The sequence below is a fragment of the Pseudomonas sp. LBUM1669 genome (assembly GCF_059695705.1).
The window spans coordinates 1409342-1434670 of the sequence record NZ_CP166784.1 but is presented as its reverse complement, the minus strand read 5'-3'; the positions used below and the strand labels follow the sequence as shown (position 1 = coordinate 1434670).

31 protein-coding genes and 1 pseudogene are annotated in these 25329 nt (G+C 57.1%); 2 read left to right on the top strand and 30 right to left on the bottom strand.

Going from position 1 to position 25329, the window contains the following annotated elements; genetic code table 11:
• Positions 1-8 precede the first annotated feature (8 nt).
• From ACA051_RS06520 to ACA051_RS06415, 22 genes and pseudogenes are all read right to left on the bottom strand, one after another.
• A complete protein-coding gene (locus ACA051_RS06520; protein WP_497374037.1) occupies positions 9-221 on the bottom strand; it encodes a tail protein X in 213 nt (70 codons plus the stop codon).
• Positions 214-597 carry a phage tail protein gene (locus tag ACA051_RS06515; RefSeq protein ID WP_497374035.1) on the bottom strand — a complete coding sequence of 128 codons (384 nt, stop codon included), beginning with the start codon at positions 595-597 and terminating at the stop codon, positions 214-216. The genes ACA051_RS06520 and ACA051_RS06515 overlap by 8 nt, the downstream gene beginning before the upstream one ends.
• Positions 597-2747 carry a phage tail tape measure protein gene (locus tag ACA051_RS06510; RefSeq protein ID WP_497374033.1) on the bottom strand — a complete coding sequence of 717 codons (2151 nt, stop codon included), beginning with the start codon at positions 2745-2747 and terminating at the stop codon, positions 597-599. The genes ACA051_RS06515 and ACA051_RS06510 overlap by 1 nt, the downstream gene beginning before the upstream one ends.
• A gap of 128 nt (positions 2748-2875) precedes the next feature.
• Positions 2876-3460, bottom strand: coding sequence for a phage tail assembly protein (locus tag ACA051_RS06505; RefSeq protein ID WP_497374031.1), 585 nt, complete (start codon positions 3458-3460; stop codon positions 2876-2878).
• 156 nt (positions 3461-3616) lie between these two features.
• Positions 3617-4123, bottom strand: coding sequence for a phage major tail tube protein (locus ACA051_RS06500; RefSeq protein WP_497308572.1), 507 nt, complete (start codon positions 4121-4123; stop codon positions 3617-3619).
• On the bottom strand, positions 4123-5289 hold the full coding sequence (locus ACA051_RS06495) for a phage tail sheath protein (protein ID WP_497374029.1): 1167 nt from the start codon (positions 5287-5289) through the stop codon (positions 4123-4125). The genes ACA051_RS06500 and ACA051_RS06495 overlap by 1 nt, the downstream gene beginning before the upstream one ends.
• Before the next feature lies 1 nt (position 5290).
• Complete coding sequence (locus tag ACA051_RS06490) at positions 5291-5476, bottom strand: hypothetical protein (protein ID WP_497374027.1); 186 nt, start codon at positions 5474-5476, stop codon at positions 5291-5293.
• Between the two features lie 160 nt (positions 5477-5636).
• Entirely contained in the window at positions 5637-5984 is a 348-nt protein-coding gene (locus ACA051_RS06485; protein WP_497374025.1) for a hypothetical protein, read from the bottom strand.
• Complete coding sequence (locus ACA051_RS06480; RefSeq protein ID WP_497374023.1) at positions 5981-6319, bottom strand: MFS transporter; 339 nt, start codon at positions 6317-6319, stop codon at positions 5981-5983. The genes ACA051_RS06485 and ACA051_RS06480 overlap by 4 nt, the downstream gene beginning before the upstream one ends.
• A 136-nt stretch (positions 6320-6455) precedes the next feature.
• Positions 6456-7310, bottom strand: a complete 855-nt coding sequence (locus ACA051_RS06475) for a putidacin L1 family lectin-like bacteriocin (RefSeq protein WP_497374021.1) — start codon at positions 7308-7310, stop codon at positions 6456-6458.
• Between the two features lie 4 nt (positions 7311-7314).
• Complete coding sequence (locus tag ACA051_RS06470; RefSeq protein ID WP_497375519.1) at positions 7315-7503, bottom strand: Com family DNA-binding transcriptional regulator; 189 nt, start codon at positions 7501-7503, stop codon at positions 7315-7317.
• Positions 7504-7681: 178 nt separating this feature from the next.
• Positions 7682-8331: pseudogene (locus ACA051_RS06465) on the bottom strand (transposase); the annotation flags it as partial.
• A 97-nt stretch (positions 8332-8428) separates the two neighbouring features.
• On the bottom strand, positions 8429-8977 hold the full coding sequence (locus ACA051_RS06460; RefSeq protein ID WP_497374019.1) for a DUF4376 domain-containing protein: 549 nt from the start codon (positions 8975-8977) through the stop codon (positions 8429-8431).
• Positions 8978-8980: 3 nt separating this feature from the next.
• The gene (locus ACA051_RS06455) at positions 8981-10888 is read right to left on the bottom strand and encodes a phage tail-collar fiber domain-containing protein (protein ID WP_497374017.1); all 1908 of its coding nucleotides are present in this window, start codon (positions 10886-10888) and stop codon (positions 8981-8983) included.
• Entirely contained in the window at positions 10889-11524 is a 636-nt protein-coding gene (locus ACA051_RS06450) for a phage tail protein I (protein ID WP_497374015.1), read from the bottom strand. It abuts the gene before it with no gap.
• Entirely contained in the window at positions 11521-12516 is a 996-nt protein-coding gene (locus tag ACA051_RS06445) for a baseplate J/gp47 family protein (RefSeq protein ID WP_497374013.1), read from the bottom strand. The genes ACA051_RS06450 and ACA051_RS06445 overlap by 4 nt, the downstream gene beginning before the upstream one ends.
• Positions 12513-12845, bottom strand: coding sequence for a GPW/gp25 family protein (locus ACA051_RS06440; protein ID WP_497374011.1), 333 nt, complete (start codon positions 12843-12845; stop codon positions 12513-12515). Before ACA051_RS06440 ends, ACA051_RS06445 begins: the two co-directional genes overlap by 4 nt.
• A gap of 10 nt (positions 12846-12855) precedes the next feature.
• Positions 12856-13467, bottom strand: coding sequence for a phage baseplate assembly protein V (locus ACA051_RS06435; protein ID WP_497374009.1), 612 nt, complete (start codon positions 13465-13467; stop codon positions 12856-12858).
• 3 nt (positions 13468-13470) lie between these two features.
• Positions 13471-13983, bottom strand: coding sequence for a hypothetical protein (locus ACA051_RS06430; RefSeq protein ID WP_497374007.1), 513 nt, complete (start codon positions 13981-13983; stop codon positions 13471-13473).
• Between the two features lie 48 nt (positions 13984-14031).
• The gene (locus ACA051_RS06425) at positions 14032-14382 is read right to left on the bottom strand and encodes a phage holin family protein (protein WP_497374005.1); all 351 of its coding nucleotides are present in this window, start codon (positions 14380-14382) and stop codon (positions 14032-14034) included.
• Positions 14383-14889: 507 nt separating this feature from the next.
• Positions 14890-15624: a LexA family transcriptional regulator gene (locus ACA051_RS06420; RefSeq protein WP_497375517.1), complete on the bottom strand. Its 735-nt coding sequence runs from the start codon at positions 15622-15624 to the stop codon at positions 14890-14892.
• A gap of 379 nt (positions 15625-16003) precedes the next feature.
• On the bottom strand, positions 16004-16273 hold the full coding sequence (locus ACA051_RS06415) for a hypothetical protein (RefSeq protein ID WP_497374004.1): 270 nt from the start codon (positions 16271-16273) through the stop codon (positions 16004-16006).
• 106 nt (positions 16274-16379) lie between these two features.
• On the opposite strand from ACA051_RS06415, the gene ACA051_RS06410 reads away from it, so the two are divergent.
• Positions 16380-16769 (top strand): hypothetical protein, encoded by a 390-nt coding sequence (locus tag ACA051_RS06410; protein ID WP_497374002.1) that lies wholly within the window; start codon positions 16380-16382, stop codon positions 16767-16769.
• Here ACA051_RS06410 and ACA051_RS06405 read toward each other — a convergent pair.
• Complete coding sequence (locus tag ACA051_RS06405) at positions 16742-17263, bottom strand: lysis system i-spanin subunit Rz (protein ID WP_497374000.1); 522 nt, start codon at positions 17261-17263, stop codon at positions 16742-16744. The genes ACA051_RS06410 and ACA051_RS06405 overlap by 28 nt on opposite strands.
• Positions 17263-17688, bottom strand: coding sequence for a cell wall hydrolase (locus ACA051_RS06400; RefSeq protein WP_497373998.1), 426 nt, complete (start codon positions 17686-17688; stop codon positions 17263-17265). The genes ACA051_RS06405 and ACA051_RS06400 overlap by 1 nt, the downstream gene beginning before the upstream one ends.
• A gap of 110 nt (positions 17689-17798) precedes the next feature.
• On the opposite strand from ACA051_RS06400, the gene ACA051_RS06395 reads away from it, so the two are divergent.
• Positions 17799-19808 carry an acyltransferase family protein gene (locus ACA051_RS06395; protein ID WP_497373996.1) on the top strand — a complete coding sequence of 670 codons (2010 nt, stop codon included), beginning with the start codon at positions 17799-17801 and terminating at the stop codon, positions 19806-19808.
• A gap of 38 nt (positions 19809-19846) precedes the next feature.
• On the opposite strand, the gene ACA051_RS06390 is transcribed toward ACA051_RS06395, so the two are convergent.
• The 6 genes from ACA051_RS06390 to ACA051_RS06365 form a co-directional block, all read right to left on the bottom strand.
• Positions 19847-21880 carry an SGNH/GDSL hydrolase family protein gene (locus tag ACA051_RS06390; protein WP_497373994.1) on the bottom strand — a complete coding sequence of 678 codons (2034 nt, stop codon included), beginning with the start codon at positions 21878-21880 and terminating at the stop codon, positions 19847-19849.
• Positions 21881-21976: 96 nt separating this feature from the next.
• Positions 21977-22342: a tail fiber assembly protein gene (locus ACA051_RS06385; RefSeq protein WP_497373992.1), complete on the bottom strand. Its 366-nt coding sequence runs from the start codon at positions 22340-22342 to the stop codon at positions 21977-21979.
• 13 nt (positions 22343-22355) lie between these two features.
• Positions 22356-23300 carry a hypothetical protein gene (locus tag ACA051_RS06380; RefSeq protein WP_497373990.1) on the bottom strand — a complete coding sequence of 315 codons (945 nt, stop codon included), beginning with the start codon at positions 23298-23300 and terminating at the stop codon, positions 22356-22358.
• 11 nt (positions 23301-23311) lie between these two features.
• The gene (locus ACA051_RS06375; protein WP_497373988.1) at positions 23312-23911 is read right to left on the bottom strand and encodes a YmfQ family protein; all 600 of its coding nucleotides are present in this window, start codon (positions 23909-23911) and stop codon (positions 23312-23314) included.
• On the bottom strand, positions 23902-24939 hold the full coding sequence (locus ACA051_RS06370; protein ID WP_497373986.1) for a baseplate J/gp47 family protein: 1038 nt from the start codon (positions 24937-24939) through the stop codon (positions 23902-23904). Before ACA051_RS06370 ends, ACA051_RS06375 begins: the two co-directional genes overlap by 10 nt.
• Positions 24929-25327: a phage GP46 family protein gene (locus ACA051_RS06365; RefSeq protein WP_497373984.1), complete on the bottom strand. Its 399-nt coding sequence runs from the start codon at positions 25325-25327 to the stop codon at positions 24929-24931. Before ACA051_RS06365 ends, ACA051_RS06370 begins: the two co-directional genes overlap by 11 nt.
• Positions 25328-25329: the final 2 nt, after the last annotated feature.

The window sequence follows — 25329 nt, the reverse complement described above, 5'->3', positions numbered from 1 at the left end:
TTGCCTCCTTAATCCCAAGCCGAAACCGGCGTGGGTGCAACGGGTTTTGCATCCACTTCCGGCAGGACCACCCACACCCCCGCCGGCAACACTGCAGCGTATTCGGCCAGTCCCGGATTGAGCCGCCAGAGCGCTTCTTCGACGGCGTCGTCACAACGCCCGAGCTCGCGGGAGAGCAACAGGTTCACCGAATCACCGGCAATACTTCGAACCCTACGCATTGGCGACCTCCATCAGCTCAATCGACCAGTCGACCACCATCGCGGTGCCGTCATCGATGATGTTGTTTTGGGTTTCGGACACATCGTTGATCCGCCACAAGCCCCAGTTGCGACCGATGCCGTCAACCAATGGCAAAGGGATGCGCAGCGCCTGCAAGGCACGCAGTTCATCGAGCCGATCCATGGCGGTCGCGTACATTGATTTGCCCGAAATCGTCAGGGTTTGCAGGCCTTGGCCGATCTGGCTGGACTTGGGTTTGCTGATGAGAATGTCGATGTTCGTCCAGCCACCGCTCGACTTGTGCACCAGGGCGCTGTAGGCGAAGTTTCTGGACAGGCCGAAGATGAAACTGCCCAGGACCATTTGCTGGCGCATTACGTACCTCCGTCGGTCAGGGCCGCGTCACTTCGTGCAGAGAGCGGATTGATCATCATCGGCATAAACTCGCCGTTGAACTGCATGCGCAGATTCGCCATGATTTTCTCAGTCAGTCGATCAGAGTCCGTCGGATCGGCACCGGTGATCTGGATGACGGGCGAGTAGTTGAACTGCCGGTTGTCCATGGGGTTGCGGGTCAGGTCCTTGCTGACCTGATCCGGTGACCTAAGCTGGTCAACCTCGGTGTAGAGAGATTCACCAAGTATTTCCCCGCCCTTACTGCCGGCGTAGGAACCGATCAGGCCGCCGACCAAAGCGCCAATTGCAGTGCCCACGACCGGGACCGGGATGAAACTGCCGATCAACGCGCCGGCGGCAGCGCCCGCATAACCGCCGGCCAAACCGCCGACGCCCGATCCGAGCGCACCGGAAGCGGCTTTGTAATCACCCGCCAGCAGCGCTTTAACGCCGTCGTAACTCGCGCTGGCGACCGCCATGGGAGCGCCCAGCCGGCCGGTGAAGGTCTTGGCTCTGGCCATCGAAGTGACCAGTCGACTGTGCATCGCAGGACGTGGGGCTTTGGTGTTTGCGGCCCCCAGTGGTTTCTGTTTGCCGTTGTTGTCCGGCGTACCGTCGCCTGTCTTTCTCCGGTCTTGACCAACGACCTCGTCACTTCCCGGCAGCTTGATGGCAGCGTCCGGTTTCAGCAGCTCTGTTTTTGCGGAGGAAACAATCGACGTCAGCTTGTTCATGATCACCCCGCGAAACGGGGTCGCGAGCGCTGCGCCCAGCAAGGACAATCCGGCGATGACCTTCGGGAACGTCTCAACCACCGAACTGAGGCCACTGACCACCAGATCGGCGCTGACCATCGCGAGATCAGCAATGGGCGCCACTGCGTTAGCGAGCCCCGTATTGAGACGGGTCCCGCTTGCGTCCAGTGCATTCCAGCGCGCTTGCGAGGTATTGCCACGGGCGTCGGCAGTCTCGGCCATTGAGCCTTTGCTCTTATCGGCCGCTACCGTAAACGCGGTGTTCAGATCCTGGGGGCTCTTCAGCAATTCGCGGATGCCGGCATCGCCCTCAAACAGCGTCTTGATCAATGCACCCTGTTGCTCGGCAGGCTTGCTACTCAGCAGCGCCAGCACTTCCTTGATCGCTCCCGATGCGTCCGTGCGCATCCTGCTGGCTAGTGCCCCCGGCTCGATATCGAGCTCGGCCCAGGCAGCCCGTTGCTCAGGTGTAGCCTTGTCGCCCTTGCCGAACGCCGTGCCCAGCGTCTTCAACGATGCCCCGGCGCCGTCCTTGCTTACGGAAGCGCTCAGCAGGGCCGCTGCGATTGCAGCCACATGCTCGGGCTTCATGCCCGCCGCCAGACTCGTCTCGCCGCCGTTTTTCACCACCGAACCGATGTCTGCTGCCGTGGCCTTCAAATCGACCCTGGCGCCAAGGCGGTTGACCGCGTCGCCCAGGTCAAGACTTTTTGCCCGATCAAGTCTCAACGAGCTATGCCAACCGGACATCAACTCGCCGGCCTCCTTCACGTCAATTTTGTACGCAGACGCCATGATGCCGGTGTCGCGAGCGAAATCCGTCAGCACTTGCTCAAAGTCATCCGACTTGACGTTTTTGACCAGGCCCGCATTGACCGCTGCCAGTTGCACCTCCACCAGCTGCACACCCGTCGTGCCACTAGGAGAGATGCGTTTTTCGGCGGCAATTTTCGAGGCTGCATCCGCCAGCGCCTGAAGAGTTTCCGGGTCCAGCTGCAACTTTTGATTGAGGTCAACCAGAGCCGTCTGCATTGCCATTGCCGGCTTCAAATCCTCAGGTGGCGCACGCTGGTCAACCTCGGCCTTGAGCTTTGACTTGGCCTCCCCGGCTGGCGCAGGTGTCGGCGCATTTGCCTTGAGCAGCGACTGCTGCGAAGACAGGGTGCTGTTCAACGACACCAGGGTTTCTCGCAGCTTTTCCTGGGTCTCCACCAACAGACGGATGTCGAGGCTGGCGGTGTTGAGTGCCAGATTCAGCCCCGACAAAGGATCCGTGATACCGGCAAGTCCCGGTGTTTCTGATGCACTGCCGAGGGACGGCAGCTTTATGCTCTTGATCCCCGCACCGGGCGGCGAATATTTACTCTCTGCCATCCCGCTCTACTCCTGTTTCACGCCAAGGCGAGTGATCGCGATGTCGTAGCGGCGCAATGCCTTGCCGGCGTCCCATTCCAGAATGTCCGCCTCACTTACCGGGTAAATGAGCGGCACCACATCGAGGATTACTTCGATGTCGCGCTCCGAAAGAAGTCCGCCGGTTTGTTTAAAAAATCGTCGATGCGTACCTGAAGCTGTGTCCAGTCGGGCACGGTCAACAGATCCAGATCGGGAAGCATCAACCCGGTGCAATGGGCGGTGATGAACTCGGCGCGTTCCTTGGCCGTCTTCAGTTTTTTCATCGCTTTGGTGGCACGCAGTACCGGCATTTCCAGGGTCAGAGAGGTCAGGCTGCGGCCCGCTGCATCGAGCGGTTGCAGCAGTTGAACTTGGTCGGGATCGTTCGATGCTGATTCAGCTTCGGTGTCCCGCTGTAGAAAATACGACGCCGGAAGGGTCGACATCTCATGCACGTACTGCGCGATGCTCACGTAGTCCGGGCGTTTGAGCTGGTCGAGTTCCTTGACCGAGAGGCCGGTAGCCAATTTCGCCAGCTCGAAGAACTGATCGTCTTCATCGTTGCCGGCGCGAGTCAGGGCTTCTTTCTGTGCGGCGTAAAACAGTGGCTTGAGCTGGATTTGCTCGAGTGGCGATTGGTCGTCGGCGGTGATCGACGACAACAAGACGTGAACGGGAGGCGTCCAGGACATGAAATGAATTCCTTGGGTGTGCAACCTGTGGAAGCCGGCCTGTAGCGATGGCGGCGACAAACCCGACATCAATGTGTCAGGCACGCCGCTTTCGCGAGCAGGCTCGCTCCCACAGGGACTGCGTTTAACCGGGTTGCATGGGGGTAGTGCGAGGGGTTACGGAATCAAAACAGCGCGGCGGGCATCACCGAGAATGTCCACGCCGTTGAGCACGAACTTTTGCGTGCGCACGTCGATGTCGATCACCGGAATGCCATTTTCGAGGCGGTTGTAGGTGCGGCAGGAGAGTTCGAGCGTGGTGGTGGGTTTATCGTTCATCTTGAGTGTGGCTTCAGTCAAAGACTTAAGTTGACCGCCAACGGTGTGGTACGTGAACCAGGTATTGCCGTCCTGATCCTGACCCGCCTCGCGCACGTTGAGCAGAATGTCTTCCCCCAGCTTCACGCCTAGGGCGAGCATGATTTCCGGCCCCATACCTTGCAGAACCAGTTTGGCTGATAGCGCGGTGGCACTTTTGGCCATTGACTCGCTAATGAAGCGCCCGCCCACCATTGTTTCCATTACAAAATCAATCTTCGGCGGTTCGAAACTTTCCACCGTCGCCGACAACGGCAGGCCTTGCAGGGTGGCCGCGATGGCCTGTCTTACGCGGTTGGTAAACATTAGAGAACATCCTCCAGGAACTGCTCGATGATTTCATCGCGGGCGTTGAGTTGATAAACCATGTGTTCGTTCGGCGCGTAGCGGCCGTAGTCGATGACGATGAACCAGGTGCCGTTCTTGTACTTCTCGACACTGTTCAATTCCGGGTGCAGGTACACGCTGCCGCCCGGGATGGTTTCGTCGGCGACCAGGGTTTGCAGCCAGTCGTTGATGCGCTTGACCTCCTGATCCATGAACGACTTGGTCAGGTTTTTCGCCATGGCTTTCTGACCAGCCTTGACCAGCTTGCGGCTGATGGCATCTTCGAGGCCGACATAGCTGATGAACTTGCCGGTGATGGAGCGGTTACCCAGCAGCGAGAAGCCGCCGAGGATGGTCCGGGCGTAGTAGCTGATGCCGTAGCGGTTGAGCAGATCGCCTTCGGTGGATTTGTCGAGGATGTTGTATTCCACGACCCGCGACACGTCTTCGGCGTAGGTCACCTGGTTGCCCGGGCTTTCCCATTGCTTGACCTTGGCCAAGGCGGCGATGGCCAGACTCGATGGCGACAGGAAGACGTTTTTCTTCGCCGCCTTGGAGTACACCGACGGCATGTTGTGCACCAACAGGCAACGGTCGAAACCGAGGTCCGCACCGCCCAGTTCCTGACTGTAGGTCACTTGATCGGCCACCGCGGCATCCTTGCCGTCGAGTACCACACGCGCCTTGATGCGCTTGCCGAACGAGGCGAACTCGCTGGCCACGGCTTTGGTGCCGGTGAAGCCTGGCGCACCGATGATGGTCAGGTCTTCGGGCACACCGCTCAACGCGGCTAGGCCCAGTTTGCGACCGGTCAGAGGCTCAATGCCGCCGATCACGTTATTCACCGTGTCCGCCGGGGTCGCGCCCTCTTCGACGATGACCACGTAGACCGGGACCTTGACCACTTTCAGAATCTGGAACACCGCGTGGAACAACGTGCCCGACTCAGTGCCGGTCGGATCGAGCAGCGCCTGGGTGGTGAAACTGTTGATGCGGAGCGGCGCATTGCGCGGAATCAGCGGATCGGCCTTCGGTGCGGTGCCGATCAGACCGATGACGTTGTCGCCGAGGCCACCCATGGCCTCGGGGGATTCGGTGGCATTGACGGTGATGCCGTTGTGCTCGAAGTTCAGAACCTCAGCCATGTTATTCAGCCTTCTTGGCAGCGGCCTTCACGGCCTTGGTGGATGTGGATTTCAGCTCCAGGCGACCAGCGCTGAGCAGGGCGTTGGCTTCGACGTCGAGCAGGTCGAGTTCCTGGCCGGCGGTGGACCAGTGACCGCGCCCGGTGGGGAATGGGATGAGGACGGTGTAGGTTTGGCGTTCTGCCATTTGGGTTTCTCCAGATATGAAAAAGCCCCTTGATGAAGGGGCTGTCAGGTCTTGATTTGTGGATGAGAAAACGCGGTATCCAGCCGCCACGAGAGGTAGCCGATGGATACCAGCGCAACGAGGACGACCCACAACCACGTCGGAACCAACCGAAGAAGCGTCATGGGATCTTTCTCTCTGCAGCCATGCCGACCTTGTCGCTGCCTATGCAGTGCTCGCAGTTCAGCGTGCGGCAGAGCCAAGCTTTCACCGGCTGCCAGAACGTGACCATGAAGATATGGCGCATACCGGCAAGGGCCAGCGAGACGTGCAACGTGATCCCGGCAGTAGTCGGGCCGATGATGAAGATGTTCTGGTTACGGCTCATCACGACGAACCCGCTGATGGCGATCGCCGAGTAGATCAGTTTGCCGATGACGCCGTCCCGCACTCGACCGCTCAGAACACACCAAGTCGCCCACAAGGCAATCAAGCCGCAGACGATGGAATTGATCAGTTCAAGATTCATGGCTGGTTGCCTCCCCCAAACCGCTGGCGAATGAGCGTCCAGAGGTCAGCGGCTTTGATGGCTCGGTTGATGGCCGCGAGCAGCGACCCGCCGAAGGTGCCGAGCAGGAAGCCGATACCAGCGACGATCTTCGGCTCGGTCACACCCAGGTAGGTGCTGACCATGCTCGTCAGGTACAGCGCGCAGGCGACGCCGGTGACCAGGAAGATCATCCAAGCACGCCAGTCCGCCAGATCGTCTTTGTGCCACCAACTGGAAACAACGGCGCCGACCAATCCTGCGATCAGCAACCCGAACCTGTCGATGAGCTCGAGCAGGCGATGTAAAGAATCCATGCGCTCGACTCCGTGGGCATGTTGAAAAAAAAGACCTCTGCAATCGCAGAGGCCTGAATAGGTGCGCGGGTGTACCCGCGCGGTGTTGCTTATTGAGACGCTTTAGACGCCGTTCAATGACGGCATCATGCCGACATCAGAACGTCCAGATGAAGTCTTTGAAAGTCGGCAGCGGCCCAGTCGTGTTGTCTGGGTAGAACACGTTTTTCGGTACAAGCGTTGGCGTGTAGCCGAAGCGAGCCCAGACCGGTTTCTCTTGCACGATGGACAGATTGCCGTTCGCTTGAACTCGCAAGAACGCACCAGGATGACCGGCAGTTCCGCTGTTCCACAGTGGCGTGAAATTCGGGCCGTAAACCACTAGGTTACCGTCGCCCTGAATCACTGCCATCTCGGCGCCTTTGTTCTGCGTCCAGCTGGCCCACAGAACGCCCAGCGGGCCGTTGGAGATCACCAGGTTGCCGTCAGTCTGGAAGATGAAAGTCGTACCGCCGACTACATACTTCTTACCCATTTCCAGCATCGTTCCCGCAGGGAAAATGATGGACTCTTCGGCACCAGGTGCTTGAGGAATAGCTGGGTTACTGCTCCAGACCGCGGTGGAATCGGTAATTACGATGTTGCCGTCGTTCTGAACGCGCAGGTAGGTCCGCTCCGCAGCAGCAGTTTCATCACGATTAGGCGGAGTGCTGTTGAAGGTGGACCAGGTACGAACATGCTCACGATCCTTCAGAACCGCGTAGTACAGCAGGTAAAACGAGGTCGGAGTGTTCTCATACACCTTGTTGCCATACTGGGTGTAAGGCTGATTTGCTTGAGCCGACCAGACAGCGGTCTGACCATCATAAAGAACCAAGTTCGAGTCGGCCTGGAGGATCAGTCGGAAGCGCTTGTTGGGCGAATCCAGATACTGGTTCCAGGTCATTTCGTGCTTGGGAAGCAAGGTAGAGGTACCGTTCTGTGCGAACGGAATGCGTGCAGGAATAGCCATATGATTACCTTTGAGTCGAATGATTGTTCGCGGAGGATTCCGCTTTCATGTCGCTCAAAGGCGATAGCTCAAGGCTCGTGGCCTTCTCATGATTCAACGTCCCGCATCGGGAACACTTGATCTGGAGCTCGGTGAACTCACCCACCCGGGCGAGAAGTCTGTTGCACTTTCCACATCTGCATTCTTTTAACATCTGCAAGTCCATTTGGTTTTCTGCTAGCTCCGTCCCGTTCGCGCGAGCAGTGGCCCTTGGCTGGCTTGCAGGCACTATCTGCGATATGGCGTTTCTTTTGGGTGTTCGCGCACCCTCTAGAATCGCCCTCTCTTTTTTCCGCGCGCATAAAAAAGCCCCAAACTTGTCGTAATGCTGTTCACTTAAGCGGAGCAGCCTTACGGTCCACTGGAAACCGGGTCTTCGAAATCTTCATCGTCCTTGGCCTCGAAGGCCTGGGGCGGTGATCCAGAAACAATCCTCCAATACCGGCCTCAACTCTGCCAATCGTCTCCCGGTCGCTGAAACCGGGTTAGCCGCTGCCATTACGATCAGTTGAACGGCGATGTACTGGCAGACCGGTTTGAAACGGATGTCCGAAGGTACTCGACCAAACGCCACCGCCGCCTGACTGGCTTCCCGACGAATTACGTTGTAAGACAGCAAGAGTCCCCATACCTCCTGATAGACCAGATCGACTTTCTTGCTGCGCAAGGTCACTGCGTTCTGTTGCATCGAGCTCTTGATGTCCCTGAAACCCAATTCGATCTCCCAACGTTCCTGGTAAAGCGTGGCAAAGGCCTTGGTGTTGTAAGCGTTGGCCGGCAATGACGTCATGACCGTCTTCAATTTGCCTTGAATTTCATAGCTGACTTCGCTCGCTTCCCAGTGTGTCCCAAGCGTCGGGTTTCGCTTCCTGGCCTGCGGCGAGACTTTCATGCGCACCTGACGGTCGTGCGGGCTGTAACGGACCACTTCCTCACAGACGATTCCCTTTTTGGCAGGGATCAACCAATGACGGTGGGTACCCGCATTGTTGAGGCCAGAGGTCTGGCATCGGATTTCCAAGGAAGCCCTGCTGCGACTCAAATACTTAAGTGAACAGCATTACGACGGTGCGGGGCGTTTATGGGGCTGTTGCAGCCGTTGTGGATGACAAAGAATCCGGCCATCCCGTATTGAGCATTGCTTCCGTGTAGAGGCCCCCCTCGAGCGCACGAAGCAGTACGAGTTCACGGTCAAAGCAAGCTTGGACATGCGCCCTGACAGCCTTGGCAATCATGAGAATCTGCGCGGCGCCGATCTCGACGAAACCATCGACTGTTTTGAAGTTGCAGCGATAGTCAGGATCTAGCAAAGCGGAAAGACCCGTACCGGCAATCAGTGCCTGGCTGTCGCGGGTTGTTTCAATTACAAATTCGGCGACGGTGACGCCACTGACCTCGTGGGCGAATCGCTCATTAGCAATAACAACCGGATAATTCTTGGCCGGGATTGCGGGATCTGCAAGCATCGGCACTCCTTCATCACTCCACGAAAGCTGTTTACCTGCGCCAAGGCCTACTACTAATTCGGCGTACTTCTCTGTGGTGATATTAATGGCGTCTTGGGGTATATCCGCATTGCCTGGTTGATGATAAAAGCCGCTGGTAGCGGGAGATACAAAAATGCTCATAGGTTATTTCCCGATTGAAATCCAAAGGACATTAAAGCCGCCACCGGATTTAGCCCCGTTAGTTGTGTTGTAGCAGGGAATCACTGCGCCATTTAACGCAATTGAGTTATACGCATACGCTTTCTGGGTGTTCATCCCCGAGACACCGAGAATCATGAAATGATTGGAGTTGTATGTTGTTGGCAAGGTGACAGAACAGTCGCCAGAAGCATTTACGATTGATATTCCCCACTGGATAGTGAATCCGCCAATAAATTTCGGGAATCGAAGAAACCCGGTGGTCGCTACAGAGAACCAATAGCCGAACAGGAGTTTTTTGGGTGTAACGAACTTCGAGTCATCGCCTCCCAACTCAACTTCACTTTGAGTCGCTACTTTAGCAGTCCCCTGATTTAACTCTGATGCCTGGTTGGCCAGAACCGCCAATGCAGCTATATCAATATTTCCCTGATTTATTGGCGCGTTCCAGGCCTTGATGCACCACATCACTGCCAAGTTGCGGCCCCGGGTTTCCGTCGAAGTTCGCGCCACCTTGGAGGCATCGAACGTCATGTTGATGACGCCAGAAGCAGCCCCTCCACCCGGGATTTGTGTGCCCCCTACGGATACCCCAGCGAATGCACCGGAAACCGTACCCGTAGCAGCGAGCTGCACGCCATTGTTCGCCGCGTAGGCACCCGTAATGTTTTGCAGGGTGTCGAGTTGGTAACTGCCAATAGCCCGGTTTGCATCGACCCCGCGGCCATGATCCCATCCGCGCAGGAACTCGCCGCGAGACTCAGGCAGCCGGAAGTTACCGGCACCTTCATCACCCTTGTTGAACGCTGCTCCCAGAAACGCCACCAGATCAGGATAGGTCGCAATGCTCTTGACGCTGCCGTCGATTTCAAGAAATCCGGGAGCGATTTTGTTCAAGGGAAACGCCACCATGGACCCGACCGGCAACGCCGAAGCCTGCGCAATCATCGCCTCGATTTCGGCTTTGGTGTACGTATCCTTGATACCAAACCCCGCCAGCGTTTCCGGGTTCGTGCCCGCAGTGGCGCGTCCGTATTTATCGACCGTCAGACTCTTGTAAGTCCCAGCCTGAATACCCGTTCTGCCGGCCAGCATTTCAAAGCTCAGCGCAGTGGTACCCAACGTTACCGGACCGTTCGTAACCAAGTGCCAAAGAGAGTCGCCGTTCGCCGCGCCCTCTTCGACCATTACAGTCAGGTTTGGCGTCACTTTGATGCTGGCGTTGGCGTCAGTCGCCCGCAGCCACGCGCCGTTGGCCGCGACATAAATACCGTTGTCCTTCGCCGCCGTTTGCGCCGCCACCAGCACGCGCTGTCCAGACAGCACCGCGACGCCATCGATTTGTTGCGCACCACTCAACACGATGTTTTCCGTGGTGGCCACTCGAACCGATTGCTTGCCATCGAGCTTGGCCAACTCATCGGCGAGATAACCCATCACCCACGCCCGCGTTGCCTTGACCACGGTGTCGTCAATCAACAACGTCACCAACGCCGCATTACTGGTCTCGAAAATCGAGCGAATGTAAAACTCTTTCCCCGAACCCGACGTCGCCAATACCGGCTTGAACGACTCCGGGTATTTGACGATGGCGTACAGAATGCCGGTATCAGTCCAGATCCCGGCCTCACGCACATACCAACCACCAACATCCGGCGGGATGGCCACTTCAGCCAGCAACCAGCTCGGATTTTTCTCATCCTGAAACAGTGCATTGAGCGGCCCGCGCCAGACTTCGCGCTTGAGCGCGGTGTCGGTTGCCGCCGGGTTGTAAACCGCGCCACCGCCGTCACCGACGGAAAGCTGAGACAACTTGATTGGCAGGCCCGCCGCTTTGCAGGCAGTTTCGTAGGCAATCCCCGCATTGGTAAGCAGGGTGTAATATTCGGCCATTTAGGACCCCTGAGGATAAATAGTGGAGGTTTCGACGGTGTAGAGCCCGACGGCCATGAAGGCCTGCCCCGAGGCTTCAAGCCCTTCGATGACAATCGGGTAAACCGTGGTCAGTTCGCCGCACACGGTGGCTGCGCCGATGACGTGATTGCCAAAGGCGCTCAAGCCGACGGAGACCGTCAAGGTGTCGCGTTCGCTTTTTGCGTCCGCCAGACGTCGATCAAGACGGGCATCGATCTCTTCGCTGTAGGGCTGTTCGGTAAAGGCCCGAACGGAAAAGCTGTAAGGCGGGCCTGGCGGTGTTTGCTCGTACCAGGCACGCACGTCGGGTCGCAATTGCAGCCCCTTGGCAGCGTTTTCCAGGGCCATGCGTGTCCCGGCCTGGCGAGCGGTGGGCCAGGCGAGTTCTACCGTCAAACGCTTTTCGATTTCGCCAGCCGTGGAACTCCATTCGCTGACACCACGATCCGCGCCGAGGTACGGCAGGAATGCCAGCGGTGTTTCAGCAGGATTCATCAACGCCGGAAACGGCGGAGCAATCCGATCAAGCAACCGGGCAAACCCCAGATCAAGCGCCATTTCCAGCGACGAACTGTTGGCCGGCAGCAGGCTCGGACGATGCGTATCGTCACTCATAATGTGTCCACCTCGACCTCGACACCCGTGCAATACGGGGCCTGGAAAGGCGTTGTCACAATCGGCGCCAGCGGCTCAAGAATCTGCAACTGAACCGCGCCGGCACTGTGCAACGTGTAGTCGATCCAGCTCGGGTCAACTCGCCCTTCCAGGCGATGACAGGCATCGGCATATGCCTGCAACTGCTGCTGCGCGGCCACCTTGGTCAACCCGGAATCTGGCCCGGCGTTGATCTTCGCCACCACCCGGATTTTATAGTTCTTGATGTGCGCCCCCTGCACCGTGACAAGGTCCGTTTCGGGGCGCACATCAGGTCGGGCGAAATGCTGGCGAACACCGTCAAGCAACGCTTCGGAGGGCGTGCCATCACCCTCACGGGCAAGTACGGTGACCATGACCTCCCCGGGGGCAGTACAGCGTCCGTTGCCATCCTTGACCTGCGCCGCGTAGCCGTCCGGGTCGAACGTGTAGGTGACCGTCACCACGCCTGAGGCGGTGGTTTCCACCTTCACGGCGGGACGCTCACCGAGGGTGAACACCTCACGACGGTATTGCATGCGCGACCCGGCCGCCGGTGCATGGGGCGCCAGGTAGTAACGCAACCGGGCGTCATCGTCGCTTTCATAAACAGGGGCCACTGGCGGGAACGCCGCCGGGTCGCCCGGGTCCAGCAATTGCCTTTCCAGGCCCATGTCCGCCAGTCGCGCATCGAGGTTGCTGCCCGTGGCCCACCACGCCAACATTTGCTTGATCCGGGCGTTGTATTTGCGCTCATGAATTTGCAGACGCACACAAAAGGCTTCAAGGGCCAGAGTCAGCAACTCGCTCTCGTTGTCGAGGCTGACCTTGAGTTTTTCCGCGCGCTCGGGAGAACGGGCGCCGACGTACTCGACGACGAACGTCTTGAACTCTGCGAGCAAATCTTCGAACGCTTCGACGGTGACGATCGCAGGTTCGGCCAGCTGATTCTGACCAGGTATCAACATACTCATGTCACCACCTCGAATGTCTGATTATGGTTTTTCCAGAGGCCGGCGAAACGCAGCAGCAGCCCTGCCCCGTGGCGACTGGCAACAATGACCTGCGGCTGGAAATCACCAATGCCGTTCTGCTCGTTGAAAAACGCCTGCGCCGCATGGCTCTGGGCAAGCATCAGCAGGTCGTCACCGAGGTTTTGTCCCAAGAGATTCGGGATCAACGAGCCATACAAGGGACGCTTCTGACGAGTGCCCAAAGGCGTGGTCAGTGCCCGGGTCGCGCGCTGTACAAACTGCGGCCAGTCGTCGACCGTTACGCCGGTGTTTCTATCGATTCCGATCATGGAATTCTCTTTATGCAGTGCTAATGACTCGCCCCTGGTGATCCACCAAGGGGCCGCTCAGGTGCACACCGGATGCGTCGAGCAGTAAGCCGGTCGCGCCCAGTTGCAGTTGGATCGCCTCGGGCGTCATGACCCACCGGGCCGGGCCGATGCTCAGTTCGAGCGATTCGCGAGTGCCGGTGAATGTGGCCGGGCCGTTTTGCCAGCGCAGGGCATGACTGACGTCGTCGTAACCACTTTCGGTGCCGTCCTGATAGCGGCGACGCGTCAGCGAAGCCTGCGTTGAGACCGGCGGAAACTGGCCACCATTGAGGCCGAACAACGCGACGGACTGACCGCCGCTGTCGCCGCCGCCATGGTTCAGCAACACGCACTGTTCACCCACAGAGGGAATACGCGACTCGCTTTGCGCCCCGGCACTCGGGTTGAAAAACCTGATGGCAGGGGTCAACAACTCCCCGTGGCGGACCCTGCACGTGTTGCTGGCCGCATCGACTACCTCGCACACGCCAATGCGGCAGAGACTGTCGGTACGCCGATGCAGGTCTTCAATCTCGGTTTCCATTTCGGCCAGACGCTCGATGATCGGGCCCAGTTGCTGGTTGAACAGTGCGTCGAACATGGATTACTCCTCGAGTGGCTGGTACTGGCCTGGATCGTCGATGTCCGACACCTCCCAGGTACGGGCGAATTTCGGAGTGCCCAACGGGTCGTCCAGCATTAATGGGCCGAGGTACAAGGTCTGGGTGAAGGAAACGGTCCAGGTGGCGTACTCCCGGGCACCGCTGATGAATGTGGATGCAATGCCATCGATGTTCATCGGCAAATCGCATTGATCGCCGGGCAATTTCCAGCGGTTGTCAGTGATCAGGTTTTTCAACTGGCTGCCCAGGTCGCAGGCAGCCAGCGCGGAGATGGGCGACACGACCTGCAACGAAACGGTCATTGCATGAGCAATGCGTCCGTCATTGCCACGGTCACCGGGGGCGTCGTGCTCCAGTGCAATCAGAACCCAGTCGGAATCGACCGTACTGTCGAAGTCTTGATGACGGGTTACTTTCAAACCTGCAATGGCAGTGCGCAGCGCCTCGGAGACGGCGTAAACCAGCTGCGAAGGCTTTTCGATGATGGTGGGCATTAATGGCCTCCTTTTCTTTTTAGCGATGCGAAGATCAACGAGGCCTGCTCACTGTCGATCAGAGCGAGAATCGCGCGGCGGCACTTCGCAAACACCAATCCGCTTGGCCGCCCAGCGCTCGTAAAGACCGATGGCAACGTCCGCCCCGGCCATCGCCGTCAGGCAGCCAAATGCGCAAGCGGCCCAGATCGACACGCCGGCGGCATACAGCAGCATGATGGCCGAGACCCCGCAGATCACGCAGGCCCCGGAACGCAAGGCCAGACGCCGCAGCAGTGACCAGCCGCGGGCACCGTCCTTGTCGGCACGCCACATTTCGCCGGACACCCCGCCCACCAGGGCGAGGACGATGACAAGCCAGATCGGCATGTCCAGCAACGCTTGTTGCTCGTTTGTCATGTCACGCCTCCCGGGGTGATTGATGAGTGATGTGTGGTTCTTTCAAACGGTGTCTCTTGGGGTGCCTGACGGTAGGTAGGCATTCCAAAAAGCCCGGTGGTGTGCCGGGCTTTTCAGTAATGCGGTCCTTCGCGTTGATCTTTCGGCGCTACTGGCGCGGTACGGATCCATTCAAATTGTTTTTCCGACCGCGGTCCCTGCCCGCCGGATAACTGCTTCTGGTGCTTTACGCTGCACACCCGGGTCAGTTGCCAACCCTCTGAACCGTTGAGGCCGGTTCATCGCTGCCTTTGTGATGGGACTAAAGAGCTTCGTTTCGAGCTGCTTTGTTGAGCGGCTTGAGACAAAGAATATGCATGGATGCATATACAGTCAATGCATTAATGCATTTATTTATGCGCGAGGAATGCACTGACGCATGAAAGCCCCGCAGACAAAGGCGCTGACGGTTTGTGGCAGGCGAAAAAAAACCCGCTCGGAGGCGGGTTTTAATGCAGAGAGGTGAGGTTAGCGGGCGTACATGCCCCACCAGAAGACGTGACCCAGGATGACGATTTGCTCTTCCTGGACTTCCTGGAAGGTGTAGTCCTCGTCCGGGTGTTCATCGCGATTGAAGCTGCGCAGGCGAATACCGGTGGGCAAACGGTAAAGCTGTTTCACACGTAACTGACCGTTGTGATTGATGGCGTACAGGTCACCATCGACGATGTCGCCAATCCCGCACTTACCCGCATTCACGCCAACGGTGGCGCCATCGCGCAGCACCGGCAACATACTGTTGCCGCGCACCGTCACGCATTTGGCCTGATCGAACTGCACACCGTTATGGCGCAAGCTGCGCTTTCCGAAGCGCAGGCTAGAGCGCTCGCTCTCTTCGATGACGAATCTTCCTGATCCAGCAGCCAATTCAACCTCGCGAAGAAAGGGGACCGACACCTCGTCGTCATCGACGGGCGTGTCGTCGTCCCACAGACTTATGTCCTTGAGTTCGGAATGCAATTGATCGCGCCCGGCATTGACGGTGGCAGCGACATCCGCGCGCCCCCGCAACTGATCGGTGCTCACAGCGAAGTACTCGGCGATCTTCGAGATGTGTTTATCCGAAGGATCGACGATCTTCCCGCTGAGGATCCGCGAGAGAGTGGATTGAGGCACGCCGGTGCGACGGTGAAGCTCCGTGGGGGAGATCCCGCGCTGATCGAGCAGCGCTCTTAGGACGGTAGAAACATTGCGTTTTTGCATAACGGGCATAGTGCTTGATCTTTTTTCGGAAGACAAATGCTGATTTGCATAGAACATGCATAAACAGCAGAAATGTGCAGCAGGGCTTTCATGCCTGCGCCCGGCAGACCGCGCATGTTAACCTTGCGCCCATCGCGGAAAAGCCGGGCCGATGTCCCTCCTTTGCCCTACACCTTTCAACGAATTTGCCTGATATCCGATGAATAAAGCACTGTCCGATCTGTCCTCTCACACCCCGATTGTGCTGGAGTACTAACGCAAATAAGCCCTACACCCTCGAACTACAAGGGGTGTAGGGCTTATTTGACAAGTACGGAATAACGTTGGCTTGGCATTTAAGGGCATTGGTTGGCATACGGTTTGCCCCATTTTTGCCCCATCAAGATCGCTTACCCTGACCAGGCAACCCTCCCTGCAATGGTCGGCTACCACCATGGCAATGCTCTTTCAGCTTAGTGAACGGTGTCGCCGCCTCCTCATCTGGCAGTACCTGGTCGGTTTTTACCGATCGCTTCAGCGCTTTCATGGTTACCGCCCTCCTCTCCTTCACAACGATCAATGCATCCTCGAAAGAAATGCCCTGCTCATCGGCAAGCTCTTTGGCTCGGTCCCTGATCTTGGATTCTCGGTACTCTGAATGCTTACCCATGGCCAGCCCTCCGCGCTGAATGTGAATACAGGTCGTCGCCTCACTGTAGCCAGTATTAGGTCCGGCCGAATACTGTATATACAAACAGCTCAAGCAAGGCAACAACATGGACCCGTACGAAATAGAAGACACCAGCGATTGGCTTGGCTGCCCAACTGAGCTTGAGACCTGTCGCTACTTCCTACGCGTGACCGAAAATGAGGTGCAGGAACTGACCCTGCATCTGCGTAAAGCCCGCGAAGACATCTTCGGGCTGGTGCAGATGCACGCTGATGCCGCTAAAGAATGCGTGGCGCTGCGTGCTGAACTACTGAAGGCCAAGGCCGACCTCGCAGATTCAAACCGCAGAGCCACCGAAATTGAGACGAAAAGCAACTGGGAGCTGATGGCCAACAGCAGGCACATCAGCGAACTCACCCTCAGGGTCCGCGAGCTATCCGGGGAGAAACCATTCGATAGCCCCTTCCCTCATCTGCGCGATACTTCTCGCACGTAGGATTGGCACGCAGCCAATGCAATCAGTCCTTGGTCGCCGGTGTCGGTGATTCCGATAATTCGTTGAGCATGCGCCGGGTCAAGTCGGCCGCGCGATCCTCCATGAACCACGCCGCTGGCGGTGGTACCGGCTGGCACTGTGCAGCCACTAGCTGAATCCGCGGCGTCGAGAAGGACTGACAGCCGCAAATCAGAAGTGGCAAGGCGATCGCGCAGGCGAGCCTGATTGGTTTGAGCATCTGTTAGTTCCTTGTGGTGGACATGGTCGCTGACCGACAGGCGCTGCTCGAGCGCCAGGCGCTTATCCTGATCGGCGCGCACCTGGGCGGCGGCCGCATTGTTGATGGAGGTCAAGTCGTCCTGATGCAGGCCAGCCTGTTCGGCGATCTGCTTGCCGTAGCGCCAGCCCTGAACCTGCCAGGCGACTGCCGCGCTGCCGGCCATCAGCATCACGACCAACGCCAGCACACCGAGCAGCTTCTGCACCGGCGTCATCACGGCACATCCTTGAAGAAGACGTGACCGCCGATAACCACGGTCTGCTTGGCCTTACTCGCCCAGGCCGGCGCCTTCTTCATGGCGATCGCGTGGTAATGCGTCGCGCCACCGGTAGGATCCGACACCTTGCCGGCCATCACCTGATCAGCTGCGATCTGTGCCTGGGCAAACTCGCGTAACGGCATCGGCTTCGCGCCCGACAGGTAGACGTAGTTCGGGTCGTTCCGATTCCAACAGCTGAACTGGTACGGCTTCTGGCAAACGCCGGCGTAGCCCTCTCCCCACCACGACCTGGCCTTGCCATCGTTCACGCGGTTGCGGATGGTCCAGGCCACCGCGATCTGGCCGGCCAGCGATTCGCCGCGTGCCTCCCCCCACAGCGTTCGAGCCAAAACATCACGGTCCTTTTCGTTTTCGGTCATCACTTTTCTCCAAGCGAAAAAAAACCGCCCAATGGCGGTAATGGTCGGATGTACTGGTAGGATACGCGGCGCCCAGCATGGGCTTTTGTCACATGGAGCCGCACACAACAATGACTTCCACATCTGCCGCGGCAATGCCAGCGATTGATAAACACCTGAGCCACCCGAAATATCGACCGGATATTGACGGCCTTCGCGCACTTGCCGTGCTTTCAGTGGTCGCCTTCCATGCGTTTCCATCCATAATTCATGGTGGGTTCGTTGGCGTTGATGTTTTTTTCGTTATTTCTGGATACTTAATCTCAAGCATCATTTTCGGCAGTCTTGAGAAAAACAGCTTCAGCTTCGGCGAGTTCTACAGCCGTCGAGTCAATCGAATCTTCCCCGCGCTACTGTTAGTTTTGGCCGCAAGTTGGGTGTTCGGTTGGTTCACCCTACTTGCAGATGAATATATGCAGTTGGGGAAACATATCGCCGGAGGATCGTTATTTCTCTCAAACTTCGTATTGTTGGGAGAGGCTGGATACTTCGACAATACTGCGGAGACGAAGCTTCTTTTGCACTTGTGGTCCCTTGGGATTGAAGAGCAGTTCTATCTGATTTGGCCTCTGCTCCTGTGGGCAGCATGGAAAGTCAGACTGAACGCTCTACTGCTCGTAGTTATCACGGCAGCGATCTCTTTTGCATTGAATATTGCGTTCATTCAATCAGACGCTGTCGGAACATTCTACTCACCGCAAACTCGGTTTTGGGAGCTGCTGGTCGGGTCGTTCCTGGCCTATGTGACCATGCACAAGGACAAGGTATTTCCGAATTGGAGGGCCGAAAGCAGCCTGGTTCTGAGAAATATACAGTCAGTCATCGGGGTAGCCTGCCTGGCAGTAGCATTTGCGGTCATCACCAAAGCCGACAAATTCCCCGGTTGGTGGGCGATTCTGCCGACCGCTGGAGCGGGGTTGATTATCGCTGCTGGACCGAATGCATGGTTCAACAGGGTCATTCTGTCGAACCGCATCTTCGTGTGGTTCGGCCTTATCAGCTTCCCGCTATACCTTTGGCACTGGCCGTTGCTGACGTTCGCGCGAATTATTGAAAGCGCAGTGCCGTCTGTCACGGTCCGCTGTCTCGCCGTTTTGCTGGCCATTGTGCTTTCCTGGCTCACCTACCGCTTCGTTGAGCGTCCACTTCGCACGGGTGGCCGTGGGACCAAAAAAACCGCTGTGCTGATTAGTTTTATGGTGGTCACCGGCGTTGCTGGATACCTCACCTACAGCCATGCTGGCCTGCCCAATCGCGCCCTGATCAAGGACGCTGAGCGAGTCAACTCGCAGTTTGTCGGGCCGCTGTGGAAGTACATGAAAAATGATATCTGCCTCAACAAGTACCCACTGAAGGAGTCGTCTGACTACCTCTGGTGGTTCTGCATGGCAAACAACGATCAGAAACCGACGCTCTTGATTTTGGGCACCAGCTTCGCGAATCACTTGTACGCTGGGATTGCCTCCAATCCGGCCATAAGCAAAAACAACATCGTCTCGATGGGATCTTGCGATCCATCTCAGCCGGTGCTGCCGGAGGAAAGTATCCCGGTAGACAAAAATCCTTGCGCAGGAAATCGGGTGAAGCACCAAAGGGATCTAGCCGACAAGGTCATCGATGAATCTGGCACGGTGAAGTACGTGATTTTCAGTGGTCTGCGGCCGAATGTGGACGCGGAAAACATTGAAGTGCTCAATGAATACATCGACCAGTTGGAGCGACGCGGCGTAAAAGTGATCGTCTTCTATCCCCACGTCAGAGCGCAGTTTGAGATAAAAGGTTGCTTCCCGCGCCCACTGAAGGCACCTCTCATTGCCTGCGAACTAGATCGCGCGAAACTTGATGAAATTCACCAGAGTTTCCAGCCATTGGTTGATAGCGTTACTCAACGCCATCCAGATGCGAAGTTCTTTGATCCAAACCAACTTTATTGCGACGATAAGAGCTGCAAATTGGTCATCGACCATATGCCGCTTTTCCGAGACGAATACAGTCACTTCTCTGAATTCGCGAGCGGTAAGCTCGCAGAGGTATTCGTGGAGTGGGCGAAGATCAATGCTCCGGGCATCTTGATACCCTGAGGCAATAAACAAAAAGCCCGGCTGATGCCGGGCTTTTCTTATTCTGCAATTTGATAGGAAATTGCACTCAGATTGATGTAATAGCTGCCCTCATAGGGAGAGTCGAAAATTTTGAAGGATCCATCTACACCCGCAAGGATGTGCACTACCCCGCCGATCTCGCCTGTTGCTTTCTGCCAAGTGACCGGTATGAGCTTTTGCCATCTGGTGGCGAATGCCGCCGGCACCGCCATTATGTTTGATCCATCGACTAGCCTTAGCCCGCTGTATGACAAACAGTCGGAAAGCGAGAAGTGATCTCCCTGAATCGAATAGACCGGCTTGGCTGCTGAGCCAAACCCCTTGTAAAGCCAGTTTGCGTTCACCGTCTTTGGCGGCGTGTCTTTCGACACCTTCGGTGATATGGCGCCGGCCAAGGCTTTCGCCCACGCAAATCCCGTCAACATTCTCGCGTAGGCACCAGGATGGATGTTGTCGACTACAATCGGGTCATTACTTGAGCGAGCCAGGAAGTCGGCCATTACAGCGCCTTGATCCTGAATGGCAAGCGTCGTTCCCTGCACACCCAGATCTGCCAGACGACGCATCAAATAGTTTCGGAATGGGGCGCCCTTCTCGGACTGGAGAGCGTCCTGTCCCATGTTCCCGTACGGCAAGGCGTCAGCTCTTCCATACCAATATGTCGGAAGACCAACTATTGGCGTTACGCCCTTGCTCTGGCAATAACTGACCATCGCCTCGATCTCAGCAACATACGCAGTGATGTAGTTAGAAATCTGAATATCATTAATGCCAAGCTGAATCAGGCAGTAGTCATAACCTTCTATGTCCGTCGCGAGAAGCAGGTCCTTTTGCTGTGACGAAATATCACCAGCCACTGCGAGGTTTTTGAGCTCCATGATCTGGACACCGGACATCCCCGTGAGGAATCTCCGCATGTGACCAGGCCAGGCACCTGCAACCGCGTCGGTAGTGGTTGAATCCCCGCATACAACAATTTTCAGCGGGCTCGAACCCATGGAATTCTTGCCGATCACACGATACGGAGCGATCAACGAGGTTGCACCAGCGGCGGTTTGATTGCCTACGGCCCACCCAGCATAAGTGATGTTTCCGCCCGCATTTTTCACCCGCGCCACTTCCAGCCCGTTGAACACTACGGAAAACATCTTGGCGGAATGCACCCTGACGCCTACGGTGGCGTTCTTGGCGAAGTATTCCTTCCTTTCCTGCATGGGGTAGATGATCGGCTTGGAGAAGCTGACTGGTTGTGAGCCACTCTTTGTCGCAATGCCTATCGGGCCGCCCGCGGTGTGTTGATAGGCGATGCACCAGCCCTCATCCGTGACAACCGCTGCCGCCACCAGGCCGCAGAACGTGGCTGTGTCAAAGCAGCCATGAATTTCATGCCCAGGTCGAACCGGCGCAGTGGTCAGATTAAACCCAGCCACCGGAACGCCGGAAAACATGACGAGGTCTTTTGACGCGAGAACTGGTGTAGAAAAGTTGAGGTCACCATTCGTGAGATTGACTGTCTGGTTGAAAAAACGAGACGCATCGAGCGACTCAGGAATCTCAGCCTCGCCGAGCAGCGGGCTCATGAAAAAGGACTTTTCTACATTGCTCTTGTACGCCTCAGGCCCAAGAGTGAATGTATATCTAAGCGAGTCATATCTTATGGAAAGAGGAGCTGTTGTTCTGGCTCCGTCTCCTGCAAGAAAGCATTCCCAATCATCGAATCTGATCGAAACACCCACACCAGGATCCAATACGAATTTCCCGATATCGGTAAAATGGTTATTGCCAGATATGAAATAAACACCGTGCGAAGAGCGTGGCATTTCGATGATGCATCCATTCGGATTGTTCCGAAATATTTTCATGAAGACGGATGTATTATCCGAAGCATCATCGTCAATACCGCCTTCTTCAATGATATTGACTCGATTTGACGGCGCTGCGTTGCCATGACTAGTGTTGCCGCGTGCCACAGCATCCACACTTATTGCGCCAACTCCCAATCCTAGTATTTGCAAGAATTTTCTCCTTGCGCGGGAAACGCGGTTATCCATGAGCACGCTCACCACCAGACGACTAATTTCAAATAAAGTCGCCGATGGTAAGCCAGGAGGGGCTGCTTATCCATAGCGCGTGTGAGTTCGCCACAATTACGCCGGTGCAACTGGCCATTCGATTATCTGGGGAAATCCTGCCTGGGTACGGACGCGAATCAAGGCAACGGCATATTTTTTCCATGTAAGCAGTTGCACCTGGTCCTCATCGTTCGACTCACCGAGCTCGTCGGCATATCGAAGCGGCGCGATGTTCAACTCGGCATAGCGCAGCTTTTCTAGGAGCGAACTTTCTGCACTGTCTTTTGCGCTCGGCAACCGCGACTCCAAGAACGATAGGTATCTCGGGTCTTCTTCATCGATTTCTCCTTGATTTGGAATCTCCGGGCCTTGAACGCATCCGAAAACTGTCATCACAACCGCTTCCGTCTCGTCTGCAAACTGCACGTGTATGACGCTCATTCCTCACCCCCAATCAAAACGTATACGACGAAAGCCAGATAACGCCGTTTTGAGATGCGGCTTGTGTTGCCGCGTAGTAGATCGTCTGTGGCGTGATGATCGGTGTTGCAAACCATCCCCAGATCGGTGCTGTGGCCGGGGATACGTTGCCGACACCTACGAGGCCACCACCGATATAACTGACGTCACCACCGATTTGGATGACGCCGTTGGCTGCGTTGTTGATTGCATAGCCCGCACACGTTTTGGCATTTCGCGGAACAGCACTTGCGATAGAAGTGGCGGTCGCGGTGACGGCAGTGCCTCCTGACAGAACGCTTTTGCCGCCAAAGCTGACGGTGCGGTCAGCCTGATAGCCGGCTGCAAAGGCGGTTCCTGGTGTGGTCGGCCAAACACTCACCAGAGCCGAGGCCGTATAACCGGCCGGCATGTTCGCGCCACCATAGACTTCCGGTTGAGCCGCGGCCGTTGCGTTTACCCCAAGCAATGCAGGGTTGGTTGCCGACAAGGGTGCGGTCGGATTGTAGATAGCATAGATTGCGACAAACCCACTGACTGGAGACATTCCGACGTCCATACCTCCAACGCCGGTGGAGCCACCGTTGATGACCTTATTGAAGCCGGAAAGTTTGTAGTTCAGACCACCAACAGCAGTACTGACAATGATTTCATCGGCAGTAAATGTGGGGGCGCCAGCGGCAGTCGGAATGGACATACGGGCATTGCGCATTGAACCGGTCACACCCGGCGCAAGCTTCCTTGCAGCGGCCAACAACTGGTTGTTAAGGTTTTCTGTTGGCACAAGCCCGGCCGCCGTAATGACTGCCAGTATTTCATCAGTTACTGCGTTACCCCAAGCAGACGGGATCAAAGACCCCGGGGTGCCAGTCAAGGTATTCTCATCGACAAACCGACCAGCAACCAAACCGATACTTGGAACTGTTTTAGGAAAATCCACGCGGCTACTCCTTAGTCATAGTTGATTCGCACGATGGTGTGCGCGGGCGCGGGGCGCCGTATCAAGCATTCAATTGCATCACCCGGGTTGGCCCCAAAGCGTTCCCCCCAATAGCTCGCGCCAAAACGACGGCCCTTCAACTGCCGCCCCCCGGTGTTTAGAGTCCACATGAACTGCGCGGACCAACCGCCAAAATGTGCCAAGCCGAACCGCGAGCGACCCATGCGCGGCGCTCGATGCTCTGTGATTGAGGCGCCGGGGTAACCCTGGCTGACGGCAATATCAATGAAGTACTCCGGGTTCTGGCCACCGACTTCTACCAGCCGCCGGCGAACCGCAAGGCGTCGATCTTCGAAAGCAGGGTTCGGGCCGAGGCAAGCATCTGGGAGCCCCATGACAGACTCCCAGTCAGGTACCAGCTCACTGACGCCTGATGGGTCCATTTCATTGAGCAGATCAACGGCACGGGCATCTAGCCGGGAGAATTCAAGGGATACACCAGCAAGAACCAACTCGACCTCAGGCACAAGTTCTGGATCCCAGGCCGGGCCTTGGGGTAGTAGCCCGCGAAGCTGTTGCCGGTACTGATCGGCCGTTCTTGCTACAGCCATGTGATACCCCCAAATGTCAGCAGTTGATTGGTGGCGGGAACAACGTTGGCCGATGGCACAGTGAGTTGGTGGTCGGTCTCCCCTGACGAACCGCTGATGGCTTCGCGGATGTGGCTTATGAGTAAGGTTTCTCCCAGTCCTGCTTCACGCTCGTGCAGATCTATCAACTGGGCCTGAATGCCAGCACGAACTGCGCTGGTGTCCGGCACAGCGTGGATGGTGTAGGGGACCGGAACTCTGATGGGTGCAAGTACATAAAGCTCTGCCGTAACCGGCCGCAGTGGTTCGATGTAGGCTTTTACCTCTGCAAGCTGCGTCGGATTAGGAACAGGATCTACATCGCCGTCACGCATAACGAACAGGCCAACGGTGCCTGGCCCCATGTAGCTGCCCCGGCACCAGGCACGAGTTACGCCGGGCACTTCGACTGCCCAAGTTTCATAGTCGGCAGCAGAGCCGCCGTGGGGGATTACGCGATAGGAGCGAACCACCCGCGCCCGCAACGACTCAACACTTTCTATGGCAATTCCGCCGGTCAACCCCGGGGCCAACACTGTGAAAGTGTTGGTGACGCCTGCCACCGGCTGAACCAGGCTTAACGTCAGACCGGGATCAGCGTTGCCCAGAGTGCCAGCGTCGACCGCCTCAATTGTGGTGGTGTTGAGTCCTGCCGACGTGGTGACACCAGTCGTCACCTTATAGGTGCGACCATCACCGGCCTGCAACACGACATCAACATCAAGCACTGCCCCCGCCGCGGCGGTAAAACTGACCGGGCCTTCTGCTGGCTGGGCGGGGTTGCGCGGCTGATTCAGGCGCAACAAAGCGACCCGCTCCAGCGTTTCTTCGTCCGCCCGATCGGGCAGGATTTGCTCAACGATCCAGTCGAGGTAGCCGTATAAACCAAAAGCCGTGCCGCCCAGGGTTCTGGCCAGCACCTGCGCATCAGAACGGCGCAGCGAGTCAGAGGCCAAGTCACCCTGGGTACGGCCGATCAAGACAGGTAGCGAAGGCGTTTCAAACGGCATAGATCACCTGCCATGAAGAGGGTTGTTTGATTTCAAGCCGCGTACCGCCGGTGATGGTCAGCGTCGGAATTAGGTTCAGACGGTTGATATCCACCTTCTCGCTGGCGATGGAGATATCGATGACATGACCATCGTCCAGCAACCATTGCAGGGCTTCGTGCGCGTAGGCTTCGGCATCGCGCTGGGTTTGTGGTGTCAACTTCACCCGGCGTAATAGCCACAGGCGGGAGCCAATGCGGTCATCCGTGATCGGCGGGTAACTGTCGCCCCACCAACCGAAACGCTCGTCGTCATCAACGGGGTCATCTGTTTCAGCCCGGCGCCAGGTATACAGGCTGATGATCACGGCCCTAATCAGAGCAGCTTCAACGTCGGAAGGGATGACCATGC

Coding starts and splice junctions, on each gene's coding strand:
- ACA051_RS06510 (WP_497374033.1), bottom strand. CDS start 2,747: ATGGCAGAGAGTAAATATTCGCCGCCCGGTGCGGGGATCAAGAGCATA.
- ACA051_RS06385 (WP_497373992.1), bottom strand. CDS start 22,342: ATGAGCGTCATACACGTGCAGTTTGCAGACGAGACGGAAGCGGTTGTG.
- ACA051_RS06435 (WP_497374009.1), bottom strand. CDS start 13,467: ATGTTCGACGCACTGTTCAACCAGCAACTGGGCCCGATCATCGAGCGT.
- ACA051_RS06430 (WP_497374007.1), bottom strand. CDS start 13,983: ATGCCCACCATCATCGAAAAGCCTTCGCAGCTGGTTTACGCCGTCTCC.
- ACA051_RS06410 (WP_497374002.1), top strand. CDS start 16,380: ATGGACCCGTACGAAATAGAAGACACCAGCGATTGGCTTGGCTGCCCA.
- ACA051_RS06425 (WP_497374005.1), bottom strand. CDS start 14,382: ATGACAAACGAGCAACAAGCGTTGCTGGACATGCCGATCTGGCTTGTC.
- ACA051_RS06520 (WP_497374037.1), bottom strand. CDS start 221: ATGCGTAGGGTTCGAAGTATTGCCGGTGATTCGGTGAACCTGTTGCTC.
- ACA051_RS06415 (WP_497374004.1), bottom strand. CDS start 16,273: ATGGGTAAGCATTCAGAGTACCGAGAATCCAAGATCAGGGACCGAGCC.
- ACA051_RS06365 (WP_497373984.1), bottom strand. CDS start 25,327: ATGGTCATCCCTTCCGACGTTGAAGCTGCTCTGATTAGGGCCGTGATC.
- ACA051_RS06505 (WP_497374031.1), bottom strand. CDS start 3,460: ATGTCCTGGACGCCTCCCGTTCACGTCTTGTTGTCGTCGATCACCGCC.
- ACA051_RS06405 (WP_497374000.1), bottom strand. CDS start 17,263: ATGACGCCGGTGCAGAAGCTGCTCGGTGTGCTGGCGTTGGTCGTGATG.
- ACA051_RS06485 (WP_497374025.1), bottom strand. CDS start 5,984: ATGAATCTTGAACTGATCAATTCCATCGTCTGCGGCTTGATTGCCTTG.
- ACA051_RS06460 (WP_497374019.1), bottom strand. CDS start 8,977: ATGAGCATTTTTGTATCTCCCGCTACCAGCGGCTTTTATCATCAACCA.
- ACA051_RS06490 (WP_497374027.1), bottom strand. CDS start 5,476: ATGGCAGAACGCCAAACCTACACCGTCCTCATCCCATTCCCCACCGGG.
- ACA051_RS06500 (WP_497308572.1), bottom strand. CDS start 4,123: ATGTTTACCAACCGCGTAAGACAGGCCATCGCGGCCACCCTGCAAGGC.
- ACA051_RS06370 (WP_497373986.1), bottom strand. CDS start 24,939: ATGCCGTTTGAAACGCCTTCGCTACCTGTCTTGATCGGCCGTACCCAG.
- ACA051_RS06455 (WP_497374017.1), bottom strand. CDS start 10,888: ATGGCCGAATATTACACCCTGCTTACCAATGCGGGGATTGCCTACGAA.
- ACA051_RS06480 (WP_497374023.1), bottom strand. CDS start 6,319: ATGGATTCTTTACATCGCCTGCTCGAGCTCATCGACAGGTTCGGGTTG.
- ACA051_RS06475 (WP_497374021.1), bottom strand. CDS start 7,310: ATGGCTATTCCTGCACGCATTCCGTTCGCACAGAACGGTACCTCTACC.
- ACA051_RS06450 (WP_497374015.1), bottom strand. CDS start 11,524: ATGAGTGACGATACGCATCGTCCGAGCCTGCTGCCGGCCAACAGTTCG.
- ACA051_RS06375 (WP_497373988.1), bottom strand. CDS start 23,911: ATGGCTGTAGCAAGAACGGCCGATCAGTACCGGCAACAGCTTCGCGGG.
- ACA051_RS06440 (WP_497374011.1), bottom strand. CDS start 12,845: ATGATCGGAATCGATAGAAACACCGGCGTAACGGTCGACGACTGGCCG.
- ACA051_RS06395 (WP_497373996.1), top strand. CDS start 17,799: ATGACTTCCACATCTGCCGCGGCAATGCCAGCGATTGATAAACACCTG.
- ACA051_RS06515 (WP_497374035.1), bottom strand. CDS start 597: ATGCGCCAGCAAATGGTCCTGGGCAGTTTCATCTTCGGCCTGTCCAGA.
- ACA051_RS06390 (WP_497373994.1), bottom strand. CDS start 21,880: ATGGATAACCGCGTTTCCCGCGCAAGGAGAAAATTCTTGCAAATACTA.
- ACA051_RS06400 (WP_497373998.1), bottom strand. CDS start 17,688: ATGACCGAAAACGAAAAGGACCGTGATGTTTTGGCTCGAACGCTGTGG.
- ACA051_RS06470 (WP_497375519.1), bottom strand. CDS start 7,503: ATGTTAAAAGAATGCAGATGTGGAAAGTGCAACAGACTTCTCGCCCGG.
- ACA051_RS06420 (WP_497375517.1), bottom strand. CDS start 15,624: ATGCAAAAACGCAATGTTTCTACCGTCCTAAGAGCGCTGCTCGATCAG.
- ACA051_RS06495 (WP_497374029.1), bottom strand. CDS start 5,289: ATGGCTGAGGTTCTGAACTTCGAGCACAACGGCATCACCGTCAATGCC.
- ACA051_RS06445 (WP_497374013.1), bottom strand. CDS start 12,516: ATGAGTATGTTGATACCTGGTCAGAATCAGCTGGCCGAACCTGCGATC.